The sequence below is a fragment of the Glutamicibacter sp. BSL13 genome (genome assembly GCF_052928425.1).
On record NZ_JAVGCZ010000039.1, the window covers coordinates 1 to 25,417 of the forward strand.

24 protein-coding genes, 1 tRNA gene and 1 pseudogene are annotated in these 25,417 nt (G+C 63.1%); 9 read left to right on the forward strand and 17 right to left on the reverse strand.

Going from position 1 to position 25,417, the window contains the following annotated elements; all coding sequences use genetic code 11:
* The 5 genes from RCJ92_RS08870 to RCJ92_RS08890 form a co-directional block, all read right to left on the reverse strand.
* Positions 1-392: ABC transporter permease (locus tag RCJ92_RS08870; protein ID WP_446754340.1), on the reverse strand; the 392-nt coding region annotated here is incomplete at its 3' end.
* Position 393: 1 nt separating this feature from the next.
* Complete coding sequence (locus RCJ92_RS08875) at positions 394-1,155, reverse strand: ABC transporter ATP-binding protein (RefSeq protein ID WP_446754341.1); 762 nt, start codon at positions 1,153-1,155, stop codon at positions 394-396.
* Positions 1,156-1,270: 115 nt separating this feature from the next.
* A complete protein-coding gene (locus tag RCJ92_RS08880) occupies positions 1,271-1,978 on the reverse strand; it encodes a hypothetical protein (protein ID WP_446754342.1) in 708 nt (235 codons plus the stop codon).
* On the reverse strand, positions 1,975-2,406 hold the full coding sequence (locus RCJ92_RS08885) for a hypothetical protein (RefSeq protein WP_446754343.1): 432 nt from the start codon (positions 2,404-2,406) through the stop codon (positions 1,975-1,977). Before RCJ92_RS08885 ends, RCJ92_RS08880 begins: the two co-directional genes overlap by 4 nt.
* An 82-nt stretch (positions 2,407-2,488) precedes the next feature.
* Entirely contained in the window at positions 2,489-3,118 is a 630-nt protein-coding gene (locus tag RCJ92_RS08890) for a hypothetical protein (RefSeq protein ID WP_446754344.1), read from the reverse strand.
* A 155-nt stretch (positions 3,119-3,273) separates the two neighbouring features.
* Here RCJ92_RS08890 and RCJ92_RS08895 point away from each other — a divergent pair, with 155 nt between their 5' ends.
* Positions 3,274-3,843: a VOC family protein gene (locus RCJ92_RS08895; RefSeq protein WP_446754345.1), complete on the forward strand. Its 570-nt coding sequence runs from the start codon at positions 3,274-3,276 to the stop codon at positions 3,841-3,843.
* Positions 3,844-3,973: 130 nt separating this feature from the next.
* On the opposite strand, the gene RCJ92_RS08900 is transcribed toward RCJ92_RS08895, so the two are convergent.
* From RCJ92_RS08900 to RCJ92_RS08925, 6 genes are all read right to left on the reverse strand, one after another.
* Positions 3,974-4,768, reverse strand: a complete 795-nt coding sequence (locus RCJ92_RS08900; RefSeq protein ID WP_446754346.1) for a siderophore-interacting protein — start codon at positions 4,766-4,768, stop codon at positions 3,974-3,976.
* Between the two features lie 284 nt (positions 4,769-5,052).
* Positions 5,053-5,673 carry a class I SAM-dependent methyltransferase gene (locus RCJ92_RS08905; protein WP_446754347.1) on the reverse strand — a complete coding sequence of 207 codons (621 nt, stop codon included), beginning with the start codon at positions 5,671-5,673 and terminating at the stop codon, positions 5,053-5,055.
* Between the two features lie 376 nt (positions 5,674-6,049).
* Positions 6,050-6,991, reverse strand: a complete 942-nt coding sequence (locus RCJ92_RS08910; protein ID WP_446754348.1) for an Lrp/AsnC family transcriptional regulator — start codon at positions 6,989-6,991, stop codon at positions 6,050-6,052.
* Positions 6,992-6,994: 3 nt separating this feature from the next.
* Positions 6,995-8,527: a carboxyl transferase domain-containing protein gene (locus RCJ92_RS08915; RefSeq protein ID WP_446754360.1), complete on the reverse strand. Its 1,533-nt coding sequence runs from the start codon at positions 8,525-8,527 to the stop codon at positions 6,995-6,997.
* The gene (locus tag RCJ92_RS08920; protein WP_446754349.1) at positions 8,527-9,714 is read right to left on the reverse strand and encodes a CaiB/BaiF CoA transferase family protein; all 1,188 of its coding nucleotides are present in this window, start codon (positions 9,712-9,714) and stop codon (positions 8,527-8,529) included. The genes RCJ92_RS08915 and RCJ92_RS08920 overlap by 1 nt, the downstream gene beginning before the upstream one ends.
* Positions 9,715-9,731: 17 nt before the next feature.
* Positions 9,732-11,186 (reverse strand): amidase, encoded by a 1,455-nt coding sequence (locus tag RCJ92_RS08925; protein WP_446754350.1) that lies wholly within the window; start codon positions 11,184-11,186, stop codon positions 9,732-9,734.
* Between the two features lie 214 nt (positions 11,187-11,400).
* Between RCJ92_RS08925 and RCJ92_RS08930 the strand changes: the two genes are divergently transcribed.
* From RCJ92_RS08930 to RCJ92_RS08940, 3 genes are read left to right on the forward strand one after another with little or no spacing between them, the layout of a single operon-like run.
* Complete coding sequence (locus tag RCJ92_RS08930) at positions 11,401-12,141, forward strand: DUF5058 family protein (protein ID WP_446754351.1); 741 nt, start codon at positions 11,401-11,403, stop codon at positions 12,139-12,141.
* Positions 12,142-12,164: 23 nt separating this feature from the next.
* On the forward strand, positions 12,165-12,884 hold the full coding sequence (locus RCJ92_RS08935; RefSeq protein WP_446754352.1) for a hypothetical protein: 720 nt from the start codon (positions 12,165-12,167) through the stop codon (positions 12,882-12,884).
* A 13-nt stretch (positions 12,885-12,897) separates the two neighbouring features.
* Complete coding sequence (locus tag RCJ92_RS08940) at positions 12,898-14,118, forward strand: amidohydrolase (protein WP_446754353.1); 1,221 nt, start codon at positions 12,898-12,900, stop codon at positions 14,116-14,118.
* 166 nt (positions 14,119-14,284) lie between these two features.
* Here the strand turns inward: RCJ92_RS08940 and RCJ92_RS08945 are convergent, their stop codons facing one another.
* The 3 genes from RCJ92_RS08945 to RCJ92_RS08955 all read right to left on the reverse strand — a co-directional run bounded on the left by RCJ92_RS08945 (position 14,285) and on the right by RCJ92_RS08955 (position 17,505).
* Complete coding sequence (locus RCJ92_RS08945) at positions 14,285-15,223, reverse strand: ornithine cyclodeaminase family protein (RefSeq protein ID WP_446754354.1); 939 nt, start codon at positions 15,221-15,223, stop codon at positions 14,285-14,287.
* Between the two features lie 5 nt (positions 15,224-15,228).
* Positions 15,229-16,614: an MFS transporter gene (locus RCJ92_RS08950; RefSeq protein ID WP_446754355.1), complete on the reverse strand. Its 1,386-nt coding sequence runs from the start codon at positions 16,612-16,614 to the stop codon at positions 15,229-15,231.
* A 195-nt stretch (positions 16,615-16,809) separates the two neighbouring features.
* Entirely contained in the window at positions 16,810-17,505 is a 696-nt protein-coding gene (locus RCJ92_RS08955; protein ID WP_446754361.1) for a GntR family transcriptional regulator, read from the reverse strand.
* A 272-nt stretch (positions 17,506-17,777) separates the two neighbouring features.
* Here RCJ92_RS08955 and RCJ92_RS08960 point away from each other — a divergent pair, with 272 nt between their 5' ends.
* From RCJ92_RS08960 to RCJ92_RS08975, 4 genes are all read left to right on the forward strand, one after another.
* Complete coding sequence (locus RCJ92_RS08960) at positions 17,778-18,731, forward strand: tyrosine-type recombinase/integrase (protein ID WP_446754356.1); 954 nt, start codon at positions 17,778-17,780, stop codon at positions 18,729-18,731.
* 258 nt (positions 18,732-18,989) lie between these two features.
* Positions 18,990-20,642 carry an ABC-F family ATP-binding cassette domain-containing protein gene (locus tag RCJ92_RS08965; protein ID WP_446754357.1) on the forward strand — a complete coding sequence of 551 codons (1,653 nt, stop codon included), beginning with the start codon at positions 18,990-18,992 and terminating at the stop codon, positions 20,640-20,642.
* 206 nt (positions 20,643-20,848) lie between these two features.
* On the forward strand, positions 20,849-21,109 hold the full coding sequence (locus RCJ92_RS08970; protein ID WP_138173785.1) for a GlsB/YeaQ/YmgE family stress response membrane protein: 261 nt from the start codon (positions 20,849-20,851) through the stop codon (positions 21,107-21,109).
* A gap of 602 nt (positions 21,110-21,711) precedes the next feature.
* On the forward strand, positions 21,712-22,008 hold the full coding sequence (locus tag RCJ92_RS08975; RefSeq protein ID WP_446754358.1) for a hypothetical protein: 297 nt from the start codon (positions 21,712-21,714) through the stop codon (positions 22,006-22,008).
* Positions 22,009-22,653: 645 nt separating this feature from the next.
* Here the strand turns inward: RCJ92_RS08975 and RCJ92_RS08980 are convergent.
* From RCJ92_RS08980 to RCJ92_RS08990, 3 genes are all read right to left on the reverse strand, one after another.
* A tRNA-Val gene (locus tag RCJ92_RS08980) sits at positions 22,654-22,729 on the reverse strand.
* 342 nt (positions 22,730-23,071) lie between these two features.
* On the reverse strand, positions 23,072-23,521 hold the full coding sequence (locus RCJ92_RS08985; protein WP_446754359.1) for a redoxin domain-containing protein: 450 nt from the start codon (positions 23,519-23,521) through the stop codon (positions 23,072-23,074).
* Positions 23,522-23,526: 5 nt separating this feature from the next.
* The gene (locus tag RCJ92_RS08990) at positions 23,527-23,943 is read right to left on the reverse strand and encodes a DUF3052 domain-containing protein (protein WP_054821583.1); all 417 of its coding nucleotides are present in this window, start codon (positions 23,941-23,943) and stop codon (positions 23,527-23,529) included.
* Positions 23,944-24,301: 358 nt separating this feature from the next.
* On the opposite strand from RCJ92_RS08990, the pseudogene RCJ92_RS08995 reads away from it, so the two are divergent.
* Positions 24,302-25,417: pseudogene (locus tag RCJ92_RS08995) on the forward strand (pyruvate dehydrogenase (acetyl-transferring), homodimeric type); the annotation flags it as partial.

Below are 25,417 nucleotides of genomic sequence, written 5' to 3' on the forward strand. Positions count from 1 at the left end.
AGCAGCCCGCAGCTCACCGAGGCGATCGCCAGGGCCAGCCCGGCCGCGGCGACCAGCGAGATCAGGGCGATGATCCACTGGGCCAGCAGCAGCCGGAACGGCCCGGCCGGGGTGGTGTCCAGTTTGCGCAGCACCCCGTTCTCCCGGTACCCGGCCACCGAGGAGGGGTAGTTCGTGATGGCCACGCTGGTGGCCCCGACCACCAGGGCCAGCACCACCAGGTGGTCCATGGCGCTCAGCCCGCCCTGCCCGAGCGGGGTGCGGGTGCCGGGGATGACGTAGGCCTGCAACAGCAGCAGGCCACTGGGCAGCAGCAGTGCCATGAACAGCATTGTGGGGTTGCGCAGGAACAGGAGCCATTCGACCCGGGTCAGCGCGAGCAGGGCACGCATGTCATTGTCCTTCCATCACGTTTTGGGCGCCGGCGTCCAGCAGCCGCAGGTAGGCGTCCTCCAGGGTCGCGCCTCCCCGGTGCTGCCCGGGCATCTGCCGGCGCAGCTCGGCCGGGGTCCCGGCAAAGCGCAGCCGCCCCTGGTCGATGACGGCCATCCGGTCACACAGCCGCTCCACCTCATCCAGCGCGTGGGAGACCAGCACCACGGTGACCCCGCCGGCGCGGATGGAGTGCACCAGCGCCCAGATCCCGCGCCGGGCCTGCGGGTCCAGTCCGGTGGTCAGTTCGTCAAAGATCGCGATCCGGGGCCGGCCGACCAGGGCGGTGGCGATCGACAGGCGCTGGCGTTCTCCCCCGGACAGGGTCCCGATCCGGCGTTTGGTCCGCTGGCTCATGCCCACCAGCTCCAGTAGTTCCACCGGGTCGGCCGGATCCGGGTAGAGGGCCGCGAACCAGCGCATGGCCTCGCCGACCTTCAGCGCGGCGGGCAGGGTGGTGGCCTGCAGCTGGTACCCCACATGGCGGCGGATCATCTCGCGCTGCAGTGCCGGGTCAACGCCCAGCACCGACAGCGCCCCGGCGTCGGGTTTGATCGTTCCGGCAAGGCATTCCACGGTCGTGGTCTTCCCGGCCCCGTTGGGCCCGAGGATTCCAAAGATCTCCCCCGCCGCCACGTGAAGGTCCACCCCGGCCAGGGCCTGCACGTTCCCGAAGGACTTGTGCAGGTTTTCGGCGCGGATCACCGGGTTGCGCATGCTCATGGTGGCCTCCCCTCGGCACTACTGTCACCCCTCAGTTGACAGCTATAGCGCAAGAATGACCCACACCGCACGTTTCGTCAATAGGGGGATGACAATTCTGCTGCCGCCCACGCCCCTAGGGCAGCGGGAAGGATTTGGGAACGCAGCTGCTGGTGGCCGGGATCATCCGGAGGACGTACCAGAGCACGCACGTGCCGCCCTGGGCGAGCACCCCCAGCAGCAGGAGCCACGGGTTCAACGGCCCGAAGCCCAGCAGGACGCCAGCGCCGGGAAGCGCCACGGCCAGCACCCCCAAGCCCTGCAGGATCCGCCAGCTGCCACCCACCGCGACGCTGCGCAGTTCGGCCTGCGCCCGGCGGTCCCAGATCAGCGAGGCGACTTCGACCAGCACCAGGCCAGCCAGGATGCCCGCACCGAGGGCGGCGGCCCCGGACTGGCCGGTGGCGCGCACCGCCTGCACCAGGCCCAGCACCGCCAGCAGCAGGAGCACCAGCTGCAGCGTCAGGGCCAGCTGCGCCCAGGGGGCCGGGTCGCTGCGCGTGCGGTCCTGCGCCTTGCGGGCGATGTGCGCCCAGGCGTCGGCCCGGTAGCGGCGCTCCACATAGCTGGTGATGCTCAACCCCACGATGGGCCCAAGCAGTGGGGTGAAAAGGTTTCCGCTGATGCCCAGCAGGAAGATGATGGCGGCGGCCAGGATGATGGGCGAGGCGGCCAGCTGCAGGAACATGGCCAGCAGGTAGTAGCGCCGGGCCGGCGCGAAGTCGACGGGGTGCAGCAGCGCGGGCGCCTGCCCACGCACCGGTTCCCGCCGGCGCGGGCTCATGACCCGCCGAGCCCGCCCTCGGCGCGCACCCGCTGCCCGTTGCGGCCGATCTCGTACACCTTCTGGCGTGAGACGCCCAGGCTCGCGCCGACGGCGATGGCGCTGAAGTCCTCCAGCAGCCCGTCCACCGCCACCGCCCGGACCGCCGAGGCGCGGGAGACCAGGTAGGCCGAATGCGCGGCGACCTCCCCGGCCAGCAGCGCGACCGCCAGCAGCCCGCCGAAGGGCTGCTCCCAGCCAGGCGTGTTGGAGCGCATTGCCACATCCAGCTGGGCCCCGCCATCGGCGATGGCCTGGGCCACCAGCTGCGGCTGCACCCCGGCCTGCTCGAAGCGCGCGGCGATCTCCTGGATCTGTCCGGGCTCGCGGTGGGCCAGGACCTGCTGCCAGGTGGTGCTGGTGGTCTCGAGCCTGCGCCCGTTGCTCATGATCTGCCCGCCTTTGAACTCAACTAGCCGGTGGCCACCTGTCAATAGGGAGTTTACTCGCTTCGCGGTCCCGCCGATAGGGCTAGGCGGGGAACAGTCCCCACGCGGCCAGCAGCAGGGCCACACCCAATCCCAGGTCCAGCACGAAGCAGAATTCGGTCAGCGACCGCTCGACCACCTTGTTGCGCACAAAGTGGATCACATCCCACACGCAGTGGCTCAATGCTGCCGCCGCGGCCAGGTAGGCGGCGAGCACCGGCTGGCTCAGCATGGCGCTGAGCGCCAGCGCGCTGAAGCCCAGGAAGGCGACGCCCTGCAGCGCCACTTCCCCGCGCCGCCCGCCCGGGGTGCGCACCAGCCCGTAGAGGCCCACGCCGATCCCAAGGGCCAGGCCCGCCACGGTCTTGTCCACTCCGGCCAGCGCGGCGGCGAACACCACCACGATGCTCAGCCCCACCATCAGCCAGCCGGCCCGGGCGAAGCCCAGGGCCGCGGCCCCGAGGTAGCACATGGCGGCCAGGATGATCACCAGCGAGGCCAGGTGCGCGTCCGGCCCATCGGAGATGTTGGCCAGGAGCGCCAGCAGCCCCACGACCGAGGGCCAGCGGGCCCAGATGAGCCGCGGCAGTGTGGCAAGACCCGCGTTCGACTGCCGATGCCCGAGCCCTGCGGGGGCGAGTTGTCCGCCGAGGTTTTCATGCCGATTCTCCATGGCCAGTCCATTCCAGCCGGCGGCCGCACCCTCGGGTTTCCGCGGCCGCCGACTCATTTTGTCAATAGGGTATTGACACAGTAAGCCCGGCGACTTACGGTGTCAACCTAGGGATGACACAACGGGGTGTTGCCCACGCCGAAAGGTTCAGGAAGATGTACACGCTAGCCCCACTGCTGCTGACCGACGACCCGGACAGCGCCCTCAACTGGTACCGCACCGCCCTGGGCGCCACGGTGGTCGGCCAACACCGGCGCGCCCCACGCGGCCCGGCCCAGGAAACCACCCTGGACATCCACGGCGCGGCGGTGCTGCTGCGCACCCTGGATGACCCAGCGTCCTCCACCACGGCACCGAACGGGCCGGCCAGCCTGCACCTGATGGTGGATGACGTGGACGCGGTGGCCCACGCCGTGAAGCTGACCGGGGTGAAACTGCTGACCGAGCCGCAGAACCATCAGGAGCAGGGCCGGGTCGCGGACTTTTGCGACCCCTTCGGCCACCACTGGCACCTGCGCGCCCCGGGTCCGGCGACCCCCAACCGCGCCCGGCGCACCCGCGCCGAACGACGCGAGCTGAACCGGGAACGCTGGCACACGCTGCGCGCGGTGGCCCGGGCGGGACTGGCCGAACCCTCGCGGGAGGCGATGGACACCATCCCCGAATACCGCAAGGTGCGCGGGGAAGCGCTGCGCTACCTCACCCTGCGCAACGTCAACCGCTGATGATCCTTCGCCCCGTCGCGCACGTGGCCGGGCGAAGGATCCGCCCGCCACCCGGTCGGCGCACCGAGCACTGCTGGCGGCAGACACGGCTGCGCAGCAGCAGAGGCCCTCACCGAACACCTCACAGCGGCTACCCCTGGGCGCGGCCCAGCTCCCAGTAGCCGGAGAAGGTGACGTTGGATTTGGGCACTCCGCGCTCGGAGACTAGGTGGCGGCGCGCACCGGTGGCCAGCGCGGACTCGCCGACCGCGAAGGCGTAGCGGTCCGCATCCAGCGGCAGCTCACGCAGGACCGGCAGCGCCGCGCTGCCCGGGGCGGCGCCCGGCTCACGCACCAGCCAGCGCACGTTCATCCCCTGGGGCGCCGGTACGTCCTGGCGGTCGCGTTCATCAAAGAGTTCAATCAGCGCCTCACCCACCGCGTCGCGCGGCATGTCGCGCAGGATCCCCAGCGCGGCGGGCATCGCGCTTTCATCGGCGATGATCAGCTGCCGGGCCGCCGGCACCGGGTTCCAGCCGCACCCCTGGTCGATGAAGGCCACCGGGGTGCCGGGCTGCACGCTTGCCGCCCACGGCCCGGCAACCCCTTCGGTGCCGTGCACCAGGAAGTCCACGTCCATTTCCCCCGCACCGGCGCGGAATTGGCGGATCGTGTAGTTGCGGATGACCGGGCGGGTGCCCTTGGGCAGCGTCAGGTAGTTCAGGTAGCCGCCGACCCCGAACTTTGCGGGCAGGTTGTCGAAGCGGGAGTGCGAGTCCAGCGGGATGGCCAGCCGGAACCACTGGTCAAAGCCCCGGTATTCGAAACGCTCCAGGTCCTGCCCGCCGAAGGTCACCCGGGTCATGTTCGGGGTGATGCGTTCACTGCGCTGCACCTGGCAGCGCACCAGCCCGGAATCGGCATGGGTTACGGCGATATTGCTCATCGCGGCGTCCTATCCGCCGGCACCCGCCGGGGAGTCTGGGCCCTGATGGTCCGCCGGCTTCTGTCGTGGCCGAGGAACCTGGTGGTCCTCGCTAGACAGGGCGTCACGCAGCATAAGCCGTGGCGCCAACGGGCCAGCCGCGCTCCCACCGTGCTCAGCGGCGGGGCGGCCGGCCAGGAGCACAATTCAATGCATGCTGCTCCACGTCAATAACCGTTGCCGCCCATTGTGTCCCGCGGCGAACCCGGACCGCAAGAAAAGGCCGTCTTCGGCTGGAACAGGGGCTACCCGGGCTGGTCGCCGCGTCCGAGCACGGCCACCAGAAAATCACTGGCTGGCCCATGCAGCTGCCAGGTCGAATAGCGCTGTTGCAGCCGCAGCCCGCAGTCGGCGGCATCCGATTCGAACGTGTCGAAGTCATAGCCGCGCCCGGCGCCGAAGCCGACCACGAGCCGGCCGGTCGGCGCCAGGTGCCCGGCCAGGTGGCGCAGGGCCGGCAGCCGCTCGTCCTCGGCGAGGAAGGTCAGCACGTTTCCGGCGCTGACGATCAGGTCGAACTTTCCGGGTGCGTCCTGCTGGCCCTGCAGGTCCAGGCTGGCGAGGTTGCCGACGAACCACTGCGCCTGCGGGTAGTCTTCCCGGGCCACGGAGATCAGGTGTTCATCCAGGTCGACGCCCACCACCCGGTGGCCCTGGGCGGCAAGCCAGCCGCCGATGCGACCGGTGCCGCACCCAGCATCCAAGATGCGGCTGCCGCGCTCGGCCATCGCGTCAATCATCCGGGCCTCGCCGTAGATGTCGCTGCCCTCGGCGGCCAGCCGGCGCCAGCGCTGCGCGTAGTTGTGGGCATGGTCCGGATTGGCTCGAACGGCGGCAAGCCACACGTTTTCCCTAGGTGCACTCATGGCCCCAGTATCCCAGTGCAGCCCCACCGGGACGAATCGTCGACTGAATTTTCTGCCGCGCAGAACCCTCCGCGCACAGTGATTCGTTTACGGTTGTCTCAGCAGACGACCGAATCGGTGGTGCCCCAAGCGCACAACCGCTCGGCCTAGGTCCTGGAATCCCTGAAGTGGGAGTCTCCACCCCCTCTCAGTCATTTTCCTGTTCTTCAAGCGAACGATTGGTCAAGACGGTAAGCATACCGAACGCTTGGAGAGGCAAGGTGATCTTCCTTGACTGGCGCATGGACTTTTGTAGTAGCTCATTCGCTTTTTAAATTGGATTCAAGGCCCAAAATTGAGTTCGGAAAGCTTTCGCCGTAGAGGTTTAGCGCCGAGCCTAAGCTGGTAGAAGCCGCCCACCACGCTTCCTGGCCTGAACTACTAACGAAGTTTTTACTTGTAGCATTGCGTCTCCCCAAGCCTTATCAGAAATGAATCTGTACAGCTCTGCTTGGTTTGGCACGGTCACATCAACCACCAGCTGGCAGTCGCCGGCCACTGCTGCGGCGTACCGAACTTCAGGTCGAGAGGCTAAACGCTGCCCCAATGCCTCGATTTGGCTCGGCGTCGTGGAAACCCATAACAGCGCTTCTACTGGAAGACCTACATTCGAAGGTTCCACGAGGGCTCGAATTGAAATCTGACCAGACTTGGATAACCAATCAATACGGCGAGCCACCGATGTCTCGCTCATTGCAACTCTTCGTCCAACCGACTCAAAACTGGCCCTGCCATCCTCATGCAACGCCTCGATAATCTGCTCATCAGTGATACTCAGCTCGGCGGCGACCCATGAAGTGCGGTCCGGCTCCTTGCGCAGAGCCTGTTCTTCCATCGCGCTCAATGATCCTAACCGCCATCCTCGAATGGTCTTGAAGTACTTCAAGATGGGATAAACCACCATGGAAGAGACACCCGGGGTAGCAGGGAGCTGAAGGGATAAGACGTTGGTGACGTCCCCGGTGTAATGCAGCTCAACGACGAGATCTTCACGCCCCGTTGTTTGGTAGGAAAAACTCGTGTCTGGTCTCGCGGAAAGGCTCTCGCTAGCAATTCTGCCCGTCCCGGGGGCACAGGAGCAGGCGATGAGCATCGAGTGCTGCCTATGCCTGATCGCGGAGACTGTCACCAACCCGTGCTCCAATAACCATGCGCCATGCCGGGCCACCGATCGTTCCGGCATGTCCAACACAGTAGCGATCTTCCGCCAAGTAGCTCGCCCGTCGACCTGCAATGCTGCAATGATTCTGCGTTGAGCATCGTTCAGCTCGTGGTCCATCAGCTAGCCGACTCCTTGTTTGTCACCAATTTCTGTATAGCGTTTCACGCGACGCATCCTCAGTTGTGTACGGTCTTCACGAGCCAGCTGGCCCAATGCAATGCAAAGCACCTGTCCCACTTCTTGAGAGAAGCGCCTTGGAGCAGTGCTCACATCGTACTCTTCCGGAACAATAACTTGAACAATACCCGCTCGTCGTAGTGAAAAAGCATCGGTTTTCTGAACGTAAGCCAACCAAGGAGCATGCTCCGTGTCCCGGTAGAGAATTGCACTGGCGCCTTCAGGCGGCAGAGGTGAAAGCCAGGAGTTCTCGGCGGCAATCGATATGTCTGCTGGCAATAGTGCCAAAGCTCCTCCCCCTGTCCCCTGCCCGAGCAGCAGCGAGACACTTGGAACTTCCAGGCTCACCAGCGTTTCAAGGGAACGAGCAATTTGACCGGCCATGCCGCCTTCTTCGGCGGCTTGGCTCAGCGCAGCTCCCTCGGTGTCGATTACAGTTATCAGCGCAATACCTAGTTTCTGCGCTAGCAGCGCGCCGCGACGGGCTTCCCTTAGGAAAGCCGGTCCCATCGGCTCGGCGGTGCGGACATCGTCTGCCCGCGTTCGATCCTGACCCACAACTATTGCCGGCTGCCCACCGAAGCGAGCTAAGGCCAAATACATGCGCGGGTCGTTTTCTCCTTCGGTGGTGCCTGAGAGCTGTAGGGCGTCACTGCTGGCATATTTAACGACATGCCGTACCGACGGACGCCGAGCCTGCCTTGTTGCAGTTATTGCTGCCCACACTTCTTCTTCGTTTAGGATCTTGTCCTGAACATGGGGGTAATCCGCTGGTGAATATGCTGGGCTCGCTGGCCGCAATAATGTGAGCGCCCGGCTGACGATCTGGGCCAATTCTTCCAGGGGAACCACCGCATCGATAATGCCGCGGCGCTGGAGGTTCTCTGCGATTTGGACTCCGTCAGGGAAAGGCCGGTGATAAATCGTTTCATATACTCGCGGGCCTAGAAAACCTAACAGGGCCGCAGGCTGGGCGATAGTTACGTGCCCCAGCGAACCCCACGAGGCCATGACTCCCCCAGTGGTTGGATGGCGCAGGTACACCAGGTAGGGCAGGGAGGCCGCGGTGTGCTCCCGAACTGCAGCCGTAATACTGACCATGGAGACGAAGGCTGGCGTACCTTCCTGCATACGCGTCCCTCCGGAGGCAGGAGAAGCCAGAACTGGCAGGCGTTCATTCGTGGCTCGCTGAAAGGCGGCCACAATTCTCGCCGCAGTGGTCTTGCCGATAGAACCGGCTAGGAAACCGAATTCGGAGATCACCACCGCGACCTTTTGTCCATTTATTCTTCCTTCTCCTGTGATTACCGCTTCGTCGGAACCACTGCGCTGGGCTGCCCGTTCGAGCTGTTCGCGATATTCGTCATCGGCGAAGCTGTAGTCTGCTGGTTCATCCCAGCTGATAAAGCTGTCGGTATCCAACACTTCGCGGATCATTGCCTGCGCGGAGATGTGCTGCTGTACCATATTCTGCATCAGCCCCAAGCTCCTTGATTCATGTTCTGTCCCAACCATTGGCGGATGGCAGCCTCGTCTTGGTTCAGCAGAGGTGGGGGTGCATGCTCGGTACGGGTTACTTCTTGGACTTCGTCAAAGAAGCGCAAGGGTGCACCAGGCAAGGTAATCTCACCAAGTACCGGATGCCGTACCTGCATCGCTAGGTGCTGGGATTGTACTTGCTCCCACTGGTAGACCTCCTCAAGATTGCGCACGATGCCTGCCGGAATACCGGCCTGCCCTAGTTTTTCCAGCAGCACCTCGGTGGGTAGCTGGTTGAACTTCTTTTCGATCACAGTTATGAGCTCATCACGACGATTTACCCGTTGCTCGTTGGTTTCGAACCCTTCGGTGGGTAGCTCGAACTTTTCTACAAGTGCGCTCCATAGTTTGGGACTGCCCACGCTGATCTGCACGAAGCCATCAGCGCTGCGGAACAAACCATAGGGCGCTATGGATGGATGGTGGTTGCCTTGCGCTTGCGGGACTTGGCCGGCCACTGTTTGTCGAGTGCCTTGAAATGCGTGAACCCCAACAATCGCTGCCAACAACGAGGTTCGCACATGCTGCCCACGCCCGGTCCTTTCACGTTCCAGCAGGGCAGCCAGTACACCATAGGATCCATACATTCCGGCTAGCAGATCCCCAATGGGTACCCCCACTTTCTGAGGGTCAGTAGGACCTGCCCCAGTCAGAGACATCAGTCCTGCCTCACCCTGCAGGATCTGGTCGTAGCCGCTGCGCCACGCTTCCGGCCCGTCATGGCCGAACCCGGAAATTGAAAGCACTACAAGTGCCGGGTTCAATTCTTTGAGTCTCGCCGCATCGAATCCCATACGGTCAAGCACCCCGGGGCGGAAGTTCTCTACCAGTACATCGGCCTTTTGAACCATATCAGCCAGAGTAGCGGCGCCTTCTGCGGTCTTAAGGTCCAGAGCGATGGACTGTTTATTACGATTGCAGGAAAGGAAGTAGGTGGACTGACGATCATCTTCTGGACCGGCAAAGGGAGGCCCCCAGCCGCGGGTATCGTCTCCCCCTCGGGGGTTCTCCACTTTGATAACTCTAGCTCCTAGGTCTGCCAGCATCATGGTGGCGTGCGGTCCTGCCAGTGCTCGGGAAAGGTCTATTACTGTGTAGCCGGTCAGAGGCCCGATGGTGTTCATGTGAATGTTCTCTTTTCTTAGGCACTAACGGTTTCGATACGAGTAGGGTGCGCCGAGCTGGGATCAATTGCCAGTTGCGGAGCAGTCTTCGCAAAGTTCGTAAGTTGTTCGTAGCCGGCCGCCCAGTTCAGCAATGCTGCATCTTGATAGTGGTTGGCAGCCATCTGCCAACCCACCGGCAGACCAGAGACGGTGAAGCCTGCGGGCATAGCAATAACTGGCAAACTCGCCGCTGAGAGCAGGCAGGCCGAACGCATCCAGTCCAAATACGTTTCTGCCGAACTATCAACAATGGTTCGCGGCCAGCGCCAGGAAGCATCAAAGGGCAGCACTTGAGCGGCGGGGGAAAGGAAGACATCGTACTTTGCGTAAAAGGCCTGTACTGCGCGTTCCAGGCGAGTTCGGGCTGCCACGGTGGAGATCATCGCTTCTCCGTCTAGCTCCCAGCCTTTTTTCACGTTCCAGATCACTTCGGGTTTGATCAGCTCTCCCTTGGCCTTCACCAAAGGCCCGAGGTTTGTGGCGAAGTCGAAGGCACGCACGTTTCCAAAGACTTCATCCGCACCGGTGAAGTCAATGGTTGCTTCTTCGAGGATGGCTCCAGCAGCTTCAAAAACCGACAGCTGGCCTTTCAAGACCTCAACGACTTCTGCTTCTACCGGCACACCCATTCCGAAATCAAAGCTGTAGCCGATACGTACGCCTTGCAGGTCAGGTTTCAAATTCCCAAAGTCGGAGGCGCTTAGTGTATTCGGGGTAGGTAGCTGTGAATCGCCCGCACTTGCCTGCATAAACAGAGCTATGTCCGCGACAGTTCGAGCCATTGGACCGGAACGCGCTAGCCAGGAGTATGCGTTAGCAGGAGCTTCCAACGGAATCACCCCATACGAAGGCCGGAAACCTATGACATTGCAAAAGCTGGCGGGTATGCGCAGGCTGCCGCCCATATCCGAACCGTCACCCAACGGCTGAATGCGGGCGGCAATTGAAGCAGCGACGCCGCCGGAAGAGCCACCGGCGGAGCGATCAGTAGCGTACGGGTTGGTGGTCGTGCCGAAAACCTCGTTGAAGGTATGGGACCCGGCACCAAACTCGGGCACATTCGTTTTGCCGGTGCGAATCACTCCAGCCGCTTTCAACCTGGCGATCTGCAGATCATCGTGCGTGGGGATATTATGCTCCAGAGACAACGACCCCTGAGTGGTGCGCAGGCCAGAAGTATTGAAAGTGTCTTTGTGCGTCATCGGTAGTCCATGCAAGATTCCCGTAGCCTCAGAGCGTGCGGTAGCTTCATCTGCAGCCGCGGCTAGCTGTTCAGCACGCTCAAAGTCAGTGGTAACTACGGCGTTGATGGCAGCGTTGACCCTTTCAATGGCTTCAATATGGCTAGCCAATGCTTCACGGGCCGAAAGTTCGCGGACCCGGATTTTGTGCGTAAGCTGCACTGCTGTCAGTTGTTGAATCTCATTCATGGCTAACCTTTCGGACAATCACTGCGATAGTTGTCACAATCTTGGTTGCCTGCTGGCGACATTTGGAATACTTCCCGACAAAATCGCCTGTTTTGGAGGATCTGGCCGGTTTTTTGGCCGTTTCCCCCGTTCCTTGCCTCGCTCGTCACGCCAATGGAATCTTGAACACATGAGAGCCGCATCACAGTCTGATGCGACAGCGAAGGAGTATTCAATGTCCCTATCATTGGCAACCGCGAATCCGGCCTCCACCGATATCTGGTCAGTAGCTAGCTCGCCCTTTTTATGGGTGTGTGCGTTGGGCGTATTCGCAGTCATCTTCATCCAGACCTTCCTCTATAGCCGCGCTGCAAAGGCCGCTGCTCCTCACGTAGATATGCCGTTACGTGAAGTCAGGGAAGCCTTCCGAGCCGGTGCGGTCGCTTCTATCGGCCCTTCGCTGTCGGTAGTTTTAGTCGCCATCGCGTTACTCGCGTTATTCGGCGCTCCGGCGGTGCTGGTGCGCGTGGGCCTAATCGGTTCTGCTGCCACGGAAACCGCCAGTGCTAACCTTGCGGCCCAATCCATGGGGGCAATGCTCGGAGGTGATTCCTACACACAACAAGTTTTCGCAGTAGCTTTTATGGCCATGAGTCTTTCCGGCGGGATGTGGATGTTGTGCACTCTACTGCTCACTCCGGTTCTGAAGCGCGGCAGCAAGTCCTTGGCAAAACGCAACCCTGCCGCCATGGCATTGATCCCAACCGCGGCACTGCTCGGTGCATTCAGCATGCTGACTATTGCCGAAATTCCGAAATCAAACATCCATATGATGCTGGTCTTGATCTCGGCTGCCTCGACGGCCTTCTTCCTATTCCTCGCCAAGTTACTGAAGGCTAAATGGCTTAAGGAATGGGCGTTAGGATTTGCCATCCTCATTGCCATCACCGCCGGCTACTTTATGCACACCGCCTAACGCCTAAATTGAGGACAACTGTCATGAGCACCCAGACATTGACCAGCGCCGATGCATCAATGGCGCGCTTTGAGAAACAGACCACCCGTTATGGCTCCGTCACCATGACAGCAGGCTTGATCTTCTCCCTGCTTGGCCCAACCTATCTCGTGTTCTTCGGAGGGCTGGATATCACCCCCGCCATGATCGGTGTCGCCTTCGCAGCTGTGGCCGCCACCTTCGGCATCTTTTGGATCGTCGAGCCGCTGACGTACTTTCCTATCCTTGGATCGGCCGCAATGTACCAGGCATTCATGATCGGCAATATCTCTAACAAATTACTACCCGCGGCCATCGTGGCTCAATCCTCTATCAATGCCAAACCCGGAACTCGCCGCGGCGATTTGGCATCAGTCATGGCCATCTGCGGAGCCGCTACCGTGCACTTAACCAGTTTGCTAATCTTCGTGGGCGTGCTCGGATCTTGGCTGGTCTCTATCATCCCCAACGACGTGATCGAAGTAGCCCGCATCTACATCCTGCCTTCACTGATGGGTGCAGTATTGGTCCAGGCCATCGTCGCAATGAAACAGCTACGCCCTACCATCGTCGCCATCGTGCTTTCGCTGCTGATGTACTTAGTGGTCATTCCGCTGTTTCCCGCCCTGACGCTATTCGGCACCGCCCTAGTAGTGCTGTTCTCAATCGTTGTTTCGTGGATCGTCCGCGATCGGCAAGCTGTCCACAACACAGTCGAAGATTAAACAAGGAGTAAGCATGAGCACGGAAATTGGCACCATCGTCACCACTTTGACCGAAGCACAAACAGCTCTGATGCACCGGATGTATAAGCATCTGCATGCAAATCCTGAGCTGTCCATGCAGGAGCATCAAACAGCTGCCTACATTGCGCAGCAACTAGACGCCCTCGGAATTGAGAACTTCATCTGCGCGGACACTGGAGTGGTGGGCATACAGCGCAACGGTAACGGTCCGATCGTCGGTTACCGCGCCGATTCCGATGGTTTGCCTATCGCTGAGAACACGGGCGCAGATTATGCTTCTGCGACGCGCGGAACCTTATCCGACGGCACTGACGTTCCAGTGATGCATGGCTGCGGACACGATACGCACGTCACAGCGGCATTAACAGCTGCTGCCCGGCTCGCCGAGCAAACCAGCTCCTGGCGAGGCACTATTGTATGGATCTTCCAGCCCGGCGAAGAGACTGGCGCTGGCGCCCGCGCCATGCTCAACGACGGACTCTGGGACAAAGCACCGCGCCCTGAGGTTCTCCTGGGTCAACATGTCTTTCCCTTCGCCGCCGGCTCCGTCGGTCTCACCAGTGGCCCTGCCATGGCCATGGCTGACTCCATCAAAGTCACTCTGGAAGGAAAGCAATCACATGGGTCACAGCCGCAAGACTCGATCGATCCCATCGTTCTCGGTGCGCACACCATCACACGCTTGCAAACACTCGTCTCCCGTGAGCTCGATCCTCAGTCATCTGCGGTAGTGACCTGCGGCTCTTTTCATGCCGGGCTCAAAGAGAACATCATCCCGGACAGGGCAGAATTCACTTTGAACGTGCGCACCTTCACCGAAGAGGTACGCTCCCAGATGCTCGGCGGTATAGAACGCATCGTGAATGCAGAAGCTATGGCTTCCAATGCGCCGAAACCGGAAATTGAACGCTTCAATTCATTCCCCAAACTACACAACAGTCCAGAGCACACTGAAATCCTCCGCATGGTACTCATCGCCGAGTTGGGGGAAAACAAAGTGCATGAGCTTCCTCCGGCCATGGGCTCAGAAGATTTCGGAGCTCTCGGCGATGAGATTAGCGTCCCGTATGTGTATTGGTTCTTCGGCGGTTTCGTCCCGCGGAAGAGTGCGCCACCGGTTAATCACTCGCCACATTTTCTTCCGGACTACGAGCCAGCTCTAGCCACGGCAGTGCGCTCTGCGCTTGCAGCCTTGGGGCACTTCTTGCGGTAGTCCTCTATGAAGAACAGACGGGTCTTGGAATGAGCAAAGTTTCTGCTCATTCCAAGACCCTGAGTGGCGTGCTGACCGTATTCACGCGGTTCCAGTCACGGTGGCTCCTCTTCGCGATAAAGGGACTGCACGTGCGCTCGTTTTCCGGGAGCGGCGGCGCCACCGGTTAGCGGGTTTTGTGCACTCCCACGGCGATGGCCAGGTCCTGCCAGGACATCCCGGTCCCCTTGAACACGTTCGGCCGGTCGGTGGCCCGCTGGATTTGGCCGCGCACCAGGTCCCGCAGCGTGTGCAGTGACTCGGCCGACAGGTCCGGGTCCTCGGCCATGGCCTGGATCAGGTCCCCGGCCTCGCGCAGGGCGGTGTCCACCTCCTCCACCACGATCAGTGAACGGCCCATCAGGTTCGCGTCCAGTTCCCGATACTGCGGTTCGTGGGAGCCCATGGCCACCACCGCCGCCCCGTCCTTGATGAGCGATCCGTCAAAGAGCGGGTCGTTGGCGGAGGTGGCGCACACGATGATGTCCGCCTGCCCCAGGTCCGCCTGGGTGGCCGGGCGCGCGGCCAGCCCCAGCTGCCGGGTGCGGGCGATCAGCTCCTGCACCTTTTCGGGCTTGCGCCCGCAGACCATCACCTGCTCCAGGTCGCGGATCTCGGCCATCGCCTGGATGTGGCCCCAGGCCTGCGGGCCGGTGCCGTACACCAGCAGGGTGCAGGCCTGCGGCGCGGCGAGCCGGTTCACCGCGGCGGCCGAGACCGCCGGGGTGCGCAGCGCCGTGAGCAGCGAGCCCTCGATCATCGCCTGCGGGGTCAGGGTCAGGGCGTCCATCAGGATGTAGGTCGCCTGGATCCGCGGGCGGCCGTGGGACGGGTTCTGCGGTCCCACGGAGGCGACCTTGATCCCGGACCATTCACCGATCGTGGAGGGCATCAACAGCAGGTGCCCGGTGCCGGCCGGGGCGTGGAAGCGGGCCGGGTCATCGGCCGGGTCGAAGTCCCCTTCCAGGGCCTGCTCGATCAGCTGGCGGGCGCGGGCCGGGGTGATCGCCGCGGCCACCTCATCGGCGCCGTACCAGCGCGGGGCGTGCTCGGTCATTGTGCTCATCTTTCCTATTTCACTTCCGTCATGCTCAGCCCGTCCGGCATCCCGCCGGGCAGGTCGTGGTTCGTCTCGGGGTGTTCGGTGGCCGGGTTCTCGATCGAGTCATCGGCCCGGGCCACCTTCGGGGCGAAGGAGACCGCGATGATCGAGAGCACCGCGATCGCGGCGATGTACAGCGCGATCGGCACCCAGGACCCGTCGAAGCGGGCCAGCAGGAAGGTGCACAGCAGCGGGGCGGTGCCCCCGGCCAGCGCGGCGCCGATCTGGTAGCCCAGGGTCACCCCGGTGTAGCGCACCCGGGTGGAGAAGATCTCGGAGGTCAAGGTGCCCAGGGTCGCGGTCACCGGCGGCCAGACCACGCCCAGGCCCACGATCACGGCCATGAACACCGCCCAGTCGGCCCCGGTGCCCAGCAGCAAGAAGAACGGGGCGGCGAACAATCCGATCACCACGGCGCCGCACAGGTACACCTGCAGCCGGCCCCACCTATCGGCCAGCCAGCCCATCACCGGGATCATCAGGGTGCTGGCCAGCGCCCCGGCGCTGACCGCGTTCAGCACGGTGGAGCGCTCGTAGTCCAAGGTGCCGGTGGCGTAGCTGACCACGAAGGTGGCGAAGATGTAGAACGGCGCGGTTTCCACGATCTTCGCGCCGATGGCGATCAGCACCGAGCGCCAGTGGTGGCGCAGCGTCTCGGCGATCGGCAGCTTGGCCACGTCGCCGGTGGCCTGCTGCTTCTTGAACGCCGGGGTCTCCCCCAGCCCGCCGCGGATCCACAGCCCGATCACGATCAGCACGATGCTGGAGATGAACGGCAGGCGCCAGCCCCAGGACTCAAAGGAGGCCTGCGGCAGCAGGCTGACCAGGGAAAAGGCGATGGTGGCAAGCAGCATGCCGATGGTGATCCCGGTCTGCGGGATGCTGCCAAACAATCCCCGCCGGTTCTTCGGCGCGTACTCGTAGGCCAGCAGCAGCGCCCCGCCCCACTCCCCGCCGATGGCCAGGCCCTGGATGATCCGGCACAGGATCAGCAGCACCGGGGCGAGCATCCCCACCTGGGCGTAGGTGGGCAGCAGGCCGATGGCCACCGTGGCCCCGCCCATCAGCGAGAGCGTGACCACCAGGGTCTTCTTGCGCCCGATCCGGTCCCCGATGTGGGAGAAGATGATCCCGCCGAACGGGCGGATGAAGAAGGTCAGCGCCAGGGTCGTGTAGGAGAGCATCTGGGAGATGTACGGGTCGTCGGAGGGGAAGAACTGCTTGTCGAAAATGAACGCCGCCGCCGTCGCGTAGAGGAAGAAATCGAACCACTCGATGGCCGATCCGCTCAGGCTAGCGGTCAGCACCTTGGGATAGCTCACCTTCTTCGGTGCCGCGGAAACCTGTTGACTCATGTCCTTGCCCATCTGCCGTGCGCCCCCACCGCTTCCCCGGAGCGTGCGGCCGGGGATGCGCGGTGGTAGCGCGATCTGGTCATTGAAAACCCGTGACCTGCGCCACGAATAGACACCACAGTAAAATTTTACTGTCGGTTAAGCAAATGGCCCAGCTCACAATGACCGGGCCAGCAGGATGAAAAAGTGCGCGGATTACGTCGCTGACGTGCGGGTCTGTTCCCCGCGTCCGGCCCACACGCCCCGGGTGTGTCCGATGTGGCGGCGCATCAGCTCGGCCACCGCCCCGGCGTCCCGCGCGATCATCAGATCCAGCAGCTGGCCGTGCTCCCGGGCGGTGTTCACCAGCTGCCCGGCCTCGGCCAGCTGCGCCAGCCCAGACAGCCGGGCCCGGGAGCGCAGTTGGCGCACATTATCCACCAGGTGCCGGTTGCCGGCCAGGGCCAGGGCACGCAGGTGGAACTCGGTGTCCACCGCAATGAACTCGCGCAGCTGCCCGCGTTCGGCCGTGGAATTCAGCGTCGTAGTCAGCGGGCGCAGCTGCTCCAGGTCCTCGGCCCGGGCATGCAGCGCCACCTGGGCCATGGTGGGCACCTCGATCAGCGCGCGCAGCTCGGCCAGCTCATCCAGGTCCCGGTCACTGAACCCCACGATCCGGTAGCCCTTGTTGCGCAGCGCCTCCACCAGCCCCTCGCGGGCTATGTCGATCATCGCCTCGCGCACCGGGGTGGGTGAAACTCCCAGCATCTCGGCCAGGGCCGGGGCCGAATAGACCTGCCCGGGCACCAGGGTGCCGGCCACCAGGGCGTCACGCACCGCATCGGAGACCTGCTGGCGCAGGCTCACCGCGCCCCCGCGCCCGCTCAGGCGCACCTGGAACGGATCCTCCATCACAGCCACCCAATCACCCTCTGCCACCACAAAAACCTGTTGCCGAACCGGAGCCCCAGTATCTCAGCCCCACCGCGCTTCGGCGAAACAATGACCCTCTTCCGAGCGCCGCTTGTCCCCAGTGCGCCCGGTCATCCCCCAGCACCGGAGCCGAAGCGGGTGAGACTGGTGGGTACCGCCGAACAGTTGGGAGGCAAGAGGTGGAACCAGCAGCCGAGCGCGCAAACCTGCCGGCATGGCCGGGGCCCGGCAGCCCCGTACCGGGACCCGTGGTGGGCGATCTTTTGCTCTTGTGGCAGGACAGCAGCCTGCACTGGCGGGCCTCGACCCGCATCGCGGCGGCCTCGGACATCCGCGCCCACCTCATGCCCTACTGGGGCCACTGGCAGCTGGAGGCGATCCGCCGGCGGGACATCCAGGCGTGGGTGGCCCGCTTGGACTACGCACCGCGCACCGTGGACACCATTTTCGGCCGGTTCCTGGCGTTCCTTTCCTGGTGCGTGGATGAGGAGCTGCTGCAGAAGAACCCGGGCCACAAGATCCGTCTGCCGCCGCCGAATCCGCGCGAACACGTGTTCCTGACCGTGGCGCAGGTGCGGGCCCTGGCCGATTCCGCCGGCGAACGCCACGCACCGCTGATCTGGTTGCTGGCCAGCACCGGGCTGCGCATCGGGGAGGCGGTGGAACTGCGCGGCCGGGACCTGCAGCCGGAACTGCGGCGGCTGCGGGTGGAGCGTTCGGTGGTGTTCGTCAACGGCGGGCCTGCGGTGGTGGGGCCTCCCAAGAATGGGCAGCCGCGCAGCGTGGCGCTGACCGCGCAGCTCATGGGGCTGCTGCAGCCCCTGGCCGCGCCGCACGATCCGGACCGGCTGCTGTTCACCAGCGCCCGCGGAGCCCAGATCCGGCCCAACAACTTTCGGCGCCGCAGCTTCACCCCGGCCGTGCTGGCGGTCAACGCCGCGGCCCGGGACGCCGGCCCGCAGGCTGTCCGCCTGCCCGAACGGCTGCGGGTGCACGATCTGCGGCATACGGCCGCCAGCTGGATGGTCGCCTCCGGCGCCTCGGTCAAGGTGGTGCAGCGGATGCTGGGGCACGCCACCGCGGCCATCACCCTGGACACCTATGCGGGGCTGTTCGACCACGAACTCGATGACGTCGCCCGGCGCCTGGACCGGATGCTCACGGACAACCCCGATGGGGACGCGAACCGCAAGGACGCGCGGTGAGCCACGATCCCGACCACGATTCGCTCACACCCGCTGTTGCCGCACCGGCGCCGCGTGCTAGCGTTGAAGCATGCAATATTTGCTGTTCCTCTAACGGTGATCGCGGCCAGCCGCGCTCGTTGAGCCTGCTCCGAGCGCGTGGTCATGCGTCCATGACCCCAGTGGTCACCGTTTTGCGTGCCCCCACACCCCTTATCAGTGCCTGGTCTATTCTGCCCTGCCTGCTGCGGTGCGGCGCGCCCACCCAAAAGGAACACCGTGCCTATCACTCCCCCAACCTTCCCCGCCCGTTCGCGCGCCCAAATCGTCCTGTCCGACATCTGGCTGGCCCTGGGCGCCAACCCCATCCTGCGTGGGGTGGACCTCGTGGTCACCCCCACCTCCCGCATCGCCGTGGTCGGGGAAAATGGCCGCGGCAAATCCACGCTGCTGCATGTGCTCTCCGGGCACCTCACCCCCGACAGCGGCCAAGTCACCCGCATCGGCACGCTGGGCATCGCCGAACAGGAGATGTCCACCGACGATCAGCGCACCGTGGGTGAAGTCGCCGCCGCGGCGGTCCGGCACGCGGTCGCGGCAGTGGAGCAACTCGATGCCGCGGCCACCGCCCTGGCCGAGGGAACACCCGGCGCCGATGACCGCTACGCCCAGGCCCTGGAACTGGCCCTGGCGCTGGACGCCTGGGACGCCGAACGGCGGGTGCGGGTGGCCATGGAGGCCCTGGATGCCGAACCGGACTGGAGCCGGCCGCTGACCGAGCTCTCCGTCGGCCAGCGCTACCGCGTGCGTCTGGCCTGCCTGATCGGCCGCGATGACGACTTCCTGCTGCTCGATGAGCCCACCAACCACCTGGACCATGCCGGGCTGGACTTCCTGACCACCCAGCTGAAGTCCCGCCACGGCGGGGTGGTCATCGTCAGCCACGACCGGGCACTGCTCGCCGACGTCGCCGAGACCCTGATCGACCTGGACCCCACCTACGATGACCGTCCGCGCGTCTACGGCGGCGGATACGCCGGCTACCGTGAGGGGCACCGGGCCGAACTCGAGCGCTGGGAACAGCAATACGCGGCCCAGCAGACCGAGCGGTCCCGGCTGCAGGATGACCTCAGCGCAGCCCAGAACCGGCTCATCAGCGGGTGGCGTCCGGAGAAGGGCACCGGAAAACACCAGCGGGCCACCCGCGCTGGCGGGCTGGTGCAAAGCGTCCGGCGTCGGCAGGCGGCCCTGGACGCCCAGGCGCTGACCGTGCCCTCTCCCCCACAGGCCATGCACTTCCCCGAGCTGACCTCCCGGGCCGGTGCGGCACTGGTCACCGCGGACGCCGTAGGTGTCCGTGGCCGGCTGGCCCCGGTGTCGCTGACGGTGCGCGGCCGCAGCCGGCTGCTGATCACCGGGCCCAATGGTGCCGGGAAATCAACCCTGTTGGCGATCCTCGCCGGGGAGCTGCACCCGGATCAGGGAGCGGTTCACCACTCGGCCCACGCCCGGCGTGCCTTCCTGCAGCAGGAGTCCGCGCTTCCCTTGGAGCAGCGGGCGAGCACGGTCTACGCCAACCACGTGGACCGGCTGGTCGCCGCCGGTATGGTGCCCGACAAACGGGTGGTGGGATTGGCGAGCCTGGGACTGCTGCGCTCGGCGGAAATGAACAAGCGGGTGGGAGAGCTGTCCATGGGACAGCAACGCCGGCTTGATCTTGCCCTGGTGCTGGCCGCACGCCCGAACCTGCTGTTGCTCGATGAACCGACCAACCACCTGTCCATCACCCTGGTGGACGAGTTGACCGAGGCCTTTGATGCGACCGAGGCGGCGATTGTGCTTTCCAGCCACGACCGGCAGCTGCTCCGGGATCTGGGGCACTGGCCCCAGCTGGAGCTTCAGCCGGTCTCTGGAAAGGAGCCGAACGTCTAACCGTTGTTGCCGTAACCCGATATTGCATTTCGCCATTCGGTTGCGATCCCAGCATGCCACGGTGTGTTTCGCGTCGTATTTTGGTTTTCCGCGTGGCGTGTCCTTGCAGATGTGCGCACCCAATTCCATACTTACGGGTAATGTTTTCCGGGTGCATCACAGTCCTGATGCTGAACGAAGTCACTCGATCCATATAGGAGGAAGTAATGGGTTTCATAGGTTGGATTGTTTTGGGCCTGATTGCCGGTGCGATCGCGAAGGCGATCAAGCCAGGTGAGCAAGGTGGCGGCTGGCTCGTGACCTTGCTGCTGGGTGTTGTTGGCGCCATCGTTGGCGGTTGGATTGGATCCGCGATCTTCGGAGTCGGAGTGGACGAATTCTGGTCCCTGTCAACCTGGTTGCTGGCCATCGGCGGTTCGCTGATCGTCCTCGTTATCTGGGGACTGCTCACGCGCAAGCGGGCTTAACCTGCACGACTGAACGGGGTCCTACCTTTTGTGGTAGGGCCCCGTTCTCTATCGTCGGCCTGATGCTACCTCCACCAGCAAGACGAGCGGACTGGGAACTGGATTGTGCATTGCCGCTCCTGGGAAAGAACACGCCAGAGGGCCCTAAGGACCTTAACCGTCGAACTCCATCGGGTTTCAGTCTCGTCATTGGAAGGGGAGTTGCGAATTCCCTCAAAGCCCTCCTAAGAGGGAAGCTTGCTCCGCGTCGTCTGCCCAACGCCGGCGCTTCGTACTTCCAAAGAGCTCATCCCGTAAAGAGAAATCTAAACGACAAAGCAAGTGCTCCGACGGACCACTGCCCACTTCGGCGTGGTTCAAGAAGATATTTAGCAGTCAGAAATTGTTCGCGCAGACACGATCACGAGCGCAACAGCGATCGCACCGCATGACAAACGATGCGGCACGGCGCCTACCCGTTCACTATAAGTACCCGGGACCTGGCCCCAACATTTGCCGTGAGCTTGCCTCGGGTTCTCCAATCCGCAGCTCGACAGTCGCGTCTATCTATGTAATGGTTTAACCAATTGTTAGGTAGAAAGAACGCTACACGGAAGTTCAACGTGAACATCAAAAAGAAAATTGCGGCCGCTAGCCTAAGCTTTGGCCTTATTGCGGGGGCAGGCTTGGCGACAGCACCCGCGGCCAACGCCGGAAGCTTCGCCGGATCAACACTGACCTTCTTCAAAACGCAGAAAGAGTGCCAAGTCTGGCGTGCAATTCGTATCGCGCAGCAGGCCGCTAAGTTGAACGGCGTGCGGGTGAGCGAGTCCTGGTGCCAGTATGACCCTAAAGCCCAAAGCCGGTACAACGTCTCCGGCAAGCCGTGGGTCGGATACGTTGGACTCTGGCGCGACTAGGTATTATGCAGAGTACGCGCGCTCACTAAGCAACCGGGGGTGTTCGCCCGGTCGTAATTGACGGCCTGGGAACCGCTGAGAGGTGTGACAGCTTTCAGTGTGGAGCGCCTCGTGGTTCTCGCTCGCTCGAGTAATGCGCTGTGGCCCGTATGCCGCGACAGGAAAGACACGGCTGGTCGGGCGCTCACTCGGATCCCGGCGCACCGTCGGGATCGCTCAAAAGGGGGCAAGCTCAGTCAAAGTAGGGAACCATGGGGCTCGTCGAACCCTGGCCGGAATCGCGTAAGAATATGTTCGGTCTGATCGCTGGATTCTGTTGAGAAGTCAGAGCTGTTTGACGGGCATGAGCGAGCTTGTGGAGAACAGATTCACGACTCAGGCATCGCCCGGTAGTGGCTGCGGTAGCTCCAAAAGACTGCATTTGGCCCCTGCACGCAGAAGAACGACGGCTAGCCACAAAGGATCCATTAGCTACGACAGTGCGACGGTTGTATCCCCGCGGGAAAAACACATTGAAACCCTTGACCGAACCGGAGACATTAGAGTGCTCGAATACACGAGGAACTTGCGACGGTCAACACTACACAATGGATACAAAAACCCGCTGCCACCAACCTGTTGAGGCGAGTGACAGCGGGTTTTGCGTGGTGGGCCCTACCGGGATCGAACCGATGACATTCACGGTGTAAACGTGACGCTCTACCAGCTGAGCTAAAGGCCCTTGACCTGCGGCAAGAGGAAAAACCTTCCTGCCAACAGGGAATAACTTTACTGGAACTCGGGTGCCCGGGCAAGCCGGGGACGCGTGAGCTGCGTCTCTTAGCCGTACCCCGGTACAGGCGCGGGAGTGCGACTGTACGCGACGCCCGCACTTTGTGGCTAAGGGGAACATCGACGCGATGCAGCTCACCCTTGCTGTGCCTTGCCCGCGTCGGCGACGTTGGTGGCCTGGCGCGTCCGCGGTGGTCTTATGCGAAATGACCGCGTGCCCAAGAAGATCGGCTTCTGAGTGGACCCTAAGGAGCAGGGGGTTTGGCTTGGCAATCGATGCCCGGTCAGCAGCTTAGGACGCGTCCGCGATGGCGGTCCGGTACGCCTGAAAATCTCTCGGCTCACTGAGCGGGGATTCAAACCGCGTTTGGATTACCCCGTCCTTGACGCTCAATGTGACTCGCCGGGCGACCCCGCGCTCGGCATCAAAGGCGTCAAAGAGCTCGGCCACCTGTCCGTGTGGCCAGAAGTCGGCCAGCAACTCAAAGCCAAAACCTTCTTGCTCGGCGTAGGTGCGCAGCGCGAACTTGTGGTCCACGGAGATGGCCACCAGGCGCACATCGGCGTCACGGAACTCGGGCAGATGCTGCTGCAGTTCAGCCAGCTCTCCCCCGCAGACACGCGAAAATGCCCACGGGTAGAACACGATGATGCTCCGGCCCGTGGACAGATCCTGGCTGGTGACCCGCTCCCCGTACTGATTCTCCAGACTAAAGTCTGGAAGTTTCGTTCCGGGTTGCACAGGCGTTAGTGCTTGCGTCGCTGAACCAGGCGGATGGCGGACCATTCCTTGGACACGCCCTCGGCGTTGGTCATGTGCAGCCCCGCAGTGGGGGCGTCCTGCTGCACCAGGGTTGGTGAGACGTGGCCTTCGCGCCCCTGCTTCGGGGTTAGCAACCACACCACGCCGTCGTCTTCCAGGCTGGCCAGGGCGTCCATGAGGGCATCGGCCAGGTCGCCGTCGCCATCGCGCCACCAGTAGATGACCGCATCTACGACGTCGTGGTCCTCTTCGGTGAGCAGCTCCGAGCCGATCAGATCCTCAATGGAATCGCGAAGGTCATAATCCACGTCGTCGTCGTAGCCGAGTTCCTGGATCAGATCTTCCTCTTTGAAGCCCATCTTCTTTGCGGGCTCCACACTTGCCGATACGGCGTCGCTCACTTGTTTCCTCCTGCTGGTGCAAAGCGTTACTACCAACGAAACACGCTTTTCCCCGCGCGTTCAAGCGCCAGCGGGCCAACACGCCGGGATTTTTAGTTTCCCGATTGCGTGTTACACGTCTCCAAGTCATGACCATTACGCAAGATGACCTTGTACGCAGTTGCATAGGTCACCGAAAATCGGCGGTTTTTCTTCTCACAGCATGAAAACTTGTCCTCAAAATACCGGAATGCGAACTAGAGTTGATGACGAACGGGCGTAGCACGCCACTCCAGTGCGCCACCGCCCGTAGTCCCAAACTCATCGCGGTGCCTGAAACTCACCACCGGGATGTAGCCGCTTCAATAAAGGAGTAACCGTGGCTGTCGAGGAACACATCTCCCAGATCCGTAGTGGTCTGACGTATCAGTTATCCGACCGGGATCCGGAAGAGACCCAGGAATGGTTGGATTCCTTTGACCAGCTGGTCGAGTCGCAGGGCACCGAGCGGGCCCAGTTCATTATCCGGTCGTTGTTGCAGCGGGCCGGGGCGAAGTCGGTGGGCGTGCCGATGGTCACGACCACTGATTATGTGAACACGATCCCGGTGGATCAGGAGCCGGTGTTCCCCGGGGACGAGGCGATCGAGCGCCGGTACCGGGCGTACATGCGCTGGAACGCGGCGATCATGGTGCATCGTGGCCAGCACCCGGATATCGGGGTGGGTGGCCATATTTCCACCTATGCCGGGGCGGCAACGTTGTACGAGGTCGGGTTCAACCACTTCTTCCGTGGCCAGGACCATCCCGGGGGAGGGGACCAGATTTTCTTCCAGGGCCACGCCTCGCCGGGCATGTACGCGCGCGCGTTTTTGGAAGGGCGCCTTTCGGAGCAGGACATGGACGGGTTCCGGCAGGAGAAGTCGAAGCAGGGCCATGCCCTGCCCTCCTACCCCCACCCGCGCTCGATGCCGGAGTTCTGGCAGTTCCCGACCGTGTCGATGGGGTTGGGTCCGGCCAACGCGATTTACCAGGCCCAGTTGAACCGGTACCTGCACAACCGGGGCATCAAGGACACCAGTGATCAGCACGTGTGGGCGTTCTTGGGTGATGGTGAGATGGATGAGCCTGAATCGCGGGGATTCTTGCAGCTGGCGGCCAATGAGCGGCTGGATAACCTCACGTTCGTGATCAACTGCAACCTGCAGCGCCTGGACGGGCCGGTGCGGGGCAACGGGAAGATCATGCAGGAGCTGGAGGCGTTCTTCCGCGGAGCGGGCTGGAACGTGATCAAGGTGGTGTGGGGCCGTGAGTGGGATGCCCTGCTGGATGCCGATGACACCGGTGCGCTGGTGGAAGTGATGAACCAGACCCCGGATGGGGATTACCAGACGTACAAGGCCGAGTCCGGCGCGTTCGTGCGTGAGCATTTCTTCGGTCAGCGCCCGGAAACCAAGGAACTGGTCAATCACCTGTCCGATGATGAGATCTGGAAT

Bases quoted from the DNA above. Each gene is read 5' to 3' on its own strand.
- RCJ92_RS08915 (WP_446754360.1), bottom strand. From the start codon at position 8,527: ATGCAGAATATGGTACAGCAGCACATCTCCGCGCAGGCAATGATCCGC.
- RCJ92_RS08905 (WP_446754347.1), bottom strand. From the start codon at position 5,673: ATGAGTGCACCTAGGGAAAACGTGTGGCTTGCCGCCGTTCGAGCCAAT.
- RCJ92_RS08955 (WP_446754361.1), bottom strand. From the start codon at position 17,505: ATGGAGGATCCGTTCCAGGTGCGCCTGAGCGGGCGCGGGGGCGCGGTG.
- RCJ92_RS08895 (WP_446754345.1), top strand. From the start codon at position 3,274: ATGTACACGCTAGCCCCACTGCTGCTGACCGACGACCCGGACAGCGCC.
- RCJ92_RS08945 (WP_446754354.1), bottom strand. From the start codon at position 15,223: ATGAGCACAATGACCGAGCACGCCCCGCGCTGGTACGGCGCCGATGAG.
- RCJ92_RS08925 (WP_446754350.1), bottom strand. From the start codon at position 11,186: ATGAATGAGATTCAACAACTGACAGCAGTGCAGCTTACGCACAAAATC.
- RCJ92_RS08885 (WP_446754343.1), bottom strand. From the start codon at position 2,406: ATGAGCAACGGGCGCAGGCTCGAGACCACCAGCACCACCTGGCAGCAG.
- RCJ92_RS08875 (WP_446754341.1), bottom strand. From the start codon at position 1,155: ATGAGCATGCGCAACCCGGTGATCCGCGCCGAAAACCTGCACAAGTCC.
- RCJ92_RS08930 (WP_446754351.1), top strand. From the start codon at position 11,401: ATGTCCCTATCATTGGCAACCGCGAATCCGGCCTCCACCGATATCTGG.
- RCJ92_RS08940 (WP_446754353.1), top strand. From the start codon at position 12,898: ATGAGCACGGAAATTGGCACCATCGTCACCACTTTGACCGAAGCACAA.
- RCJ92_RS08970 (WP_138173785.1), top strand. From the start codon at position 20,849: ATGGGTTTCATAGGTTGGATTGTTTTGGGCCTGATTGCCGGTGCGATC.
- RCJ92_RS08880 (WP_446754342.1), bottom strand. From the start codon at position 1,978: ATGAGCCCGCGCCGGCGGGAACCGGTGCGTGGGCAGGCGCCCGCGCTG.
- RCJ92_RS08920 (WP_446754349.1), bottom strand. From the start codon at position 9,714: ATGAACACCATCGGGCCTCTGACCGGCTACACAGTAATAGACCTTTCC.
- RCJ92_RS08890 (WP_446754344.1), bottom strand. From the start codon at position 3,118: ATGGAGAATCGGCATGAAAACCTCGGCGGACAACTCGCCCCCGCAGGG.
- RCJ92_RS08935 (WP_446754352.1), top strand. From the start codon at position 12,165: ATGAGCACCCAGACATTGACCAGCGCCGATGCATCAATGGCGCGCTTT.
- RCJ92_RS08910 (WP_446754348.1), bottom strand. From the start codon at position 6,991: ATGGACCACGAGCTGAACGATGCTCAACGCAGAATCATTGCAGCATTG.
- RCJ92_RS08900 (WP_446754346.1), bottom strand. From the start codon at position 4,768: ATGAGCAATATCGCCGTAACCCATGCCGATTCCGGGCTGGTGCGCTGC.
- RCJ92_RS08950 (WP_446754355.1), bottom strand. From the start codon at position 16,614: ATGAGTCAACAGGTTTCCGCGGCACCGAAGAAGGTGAGCTATCCCAAG.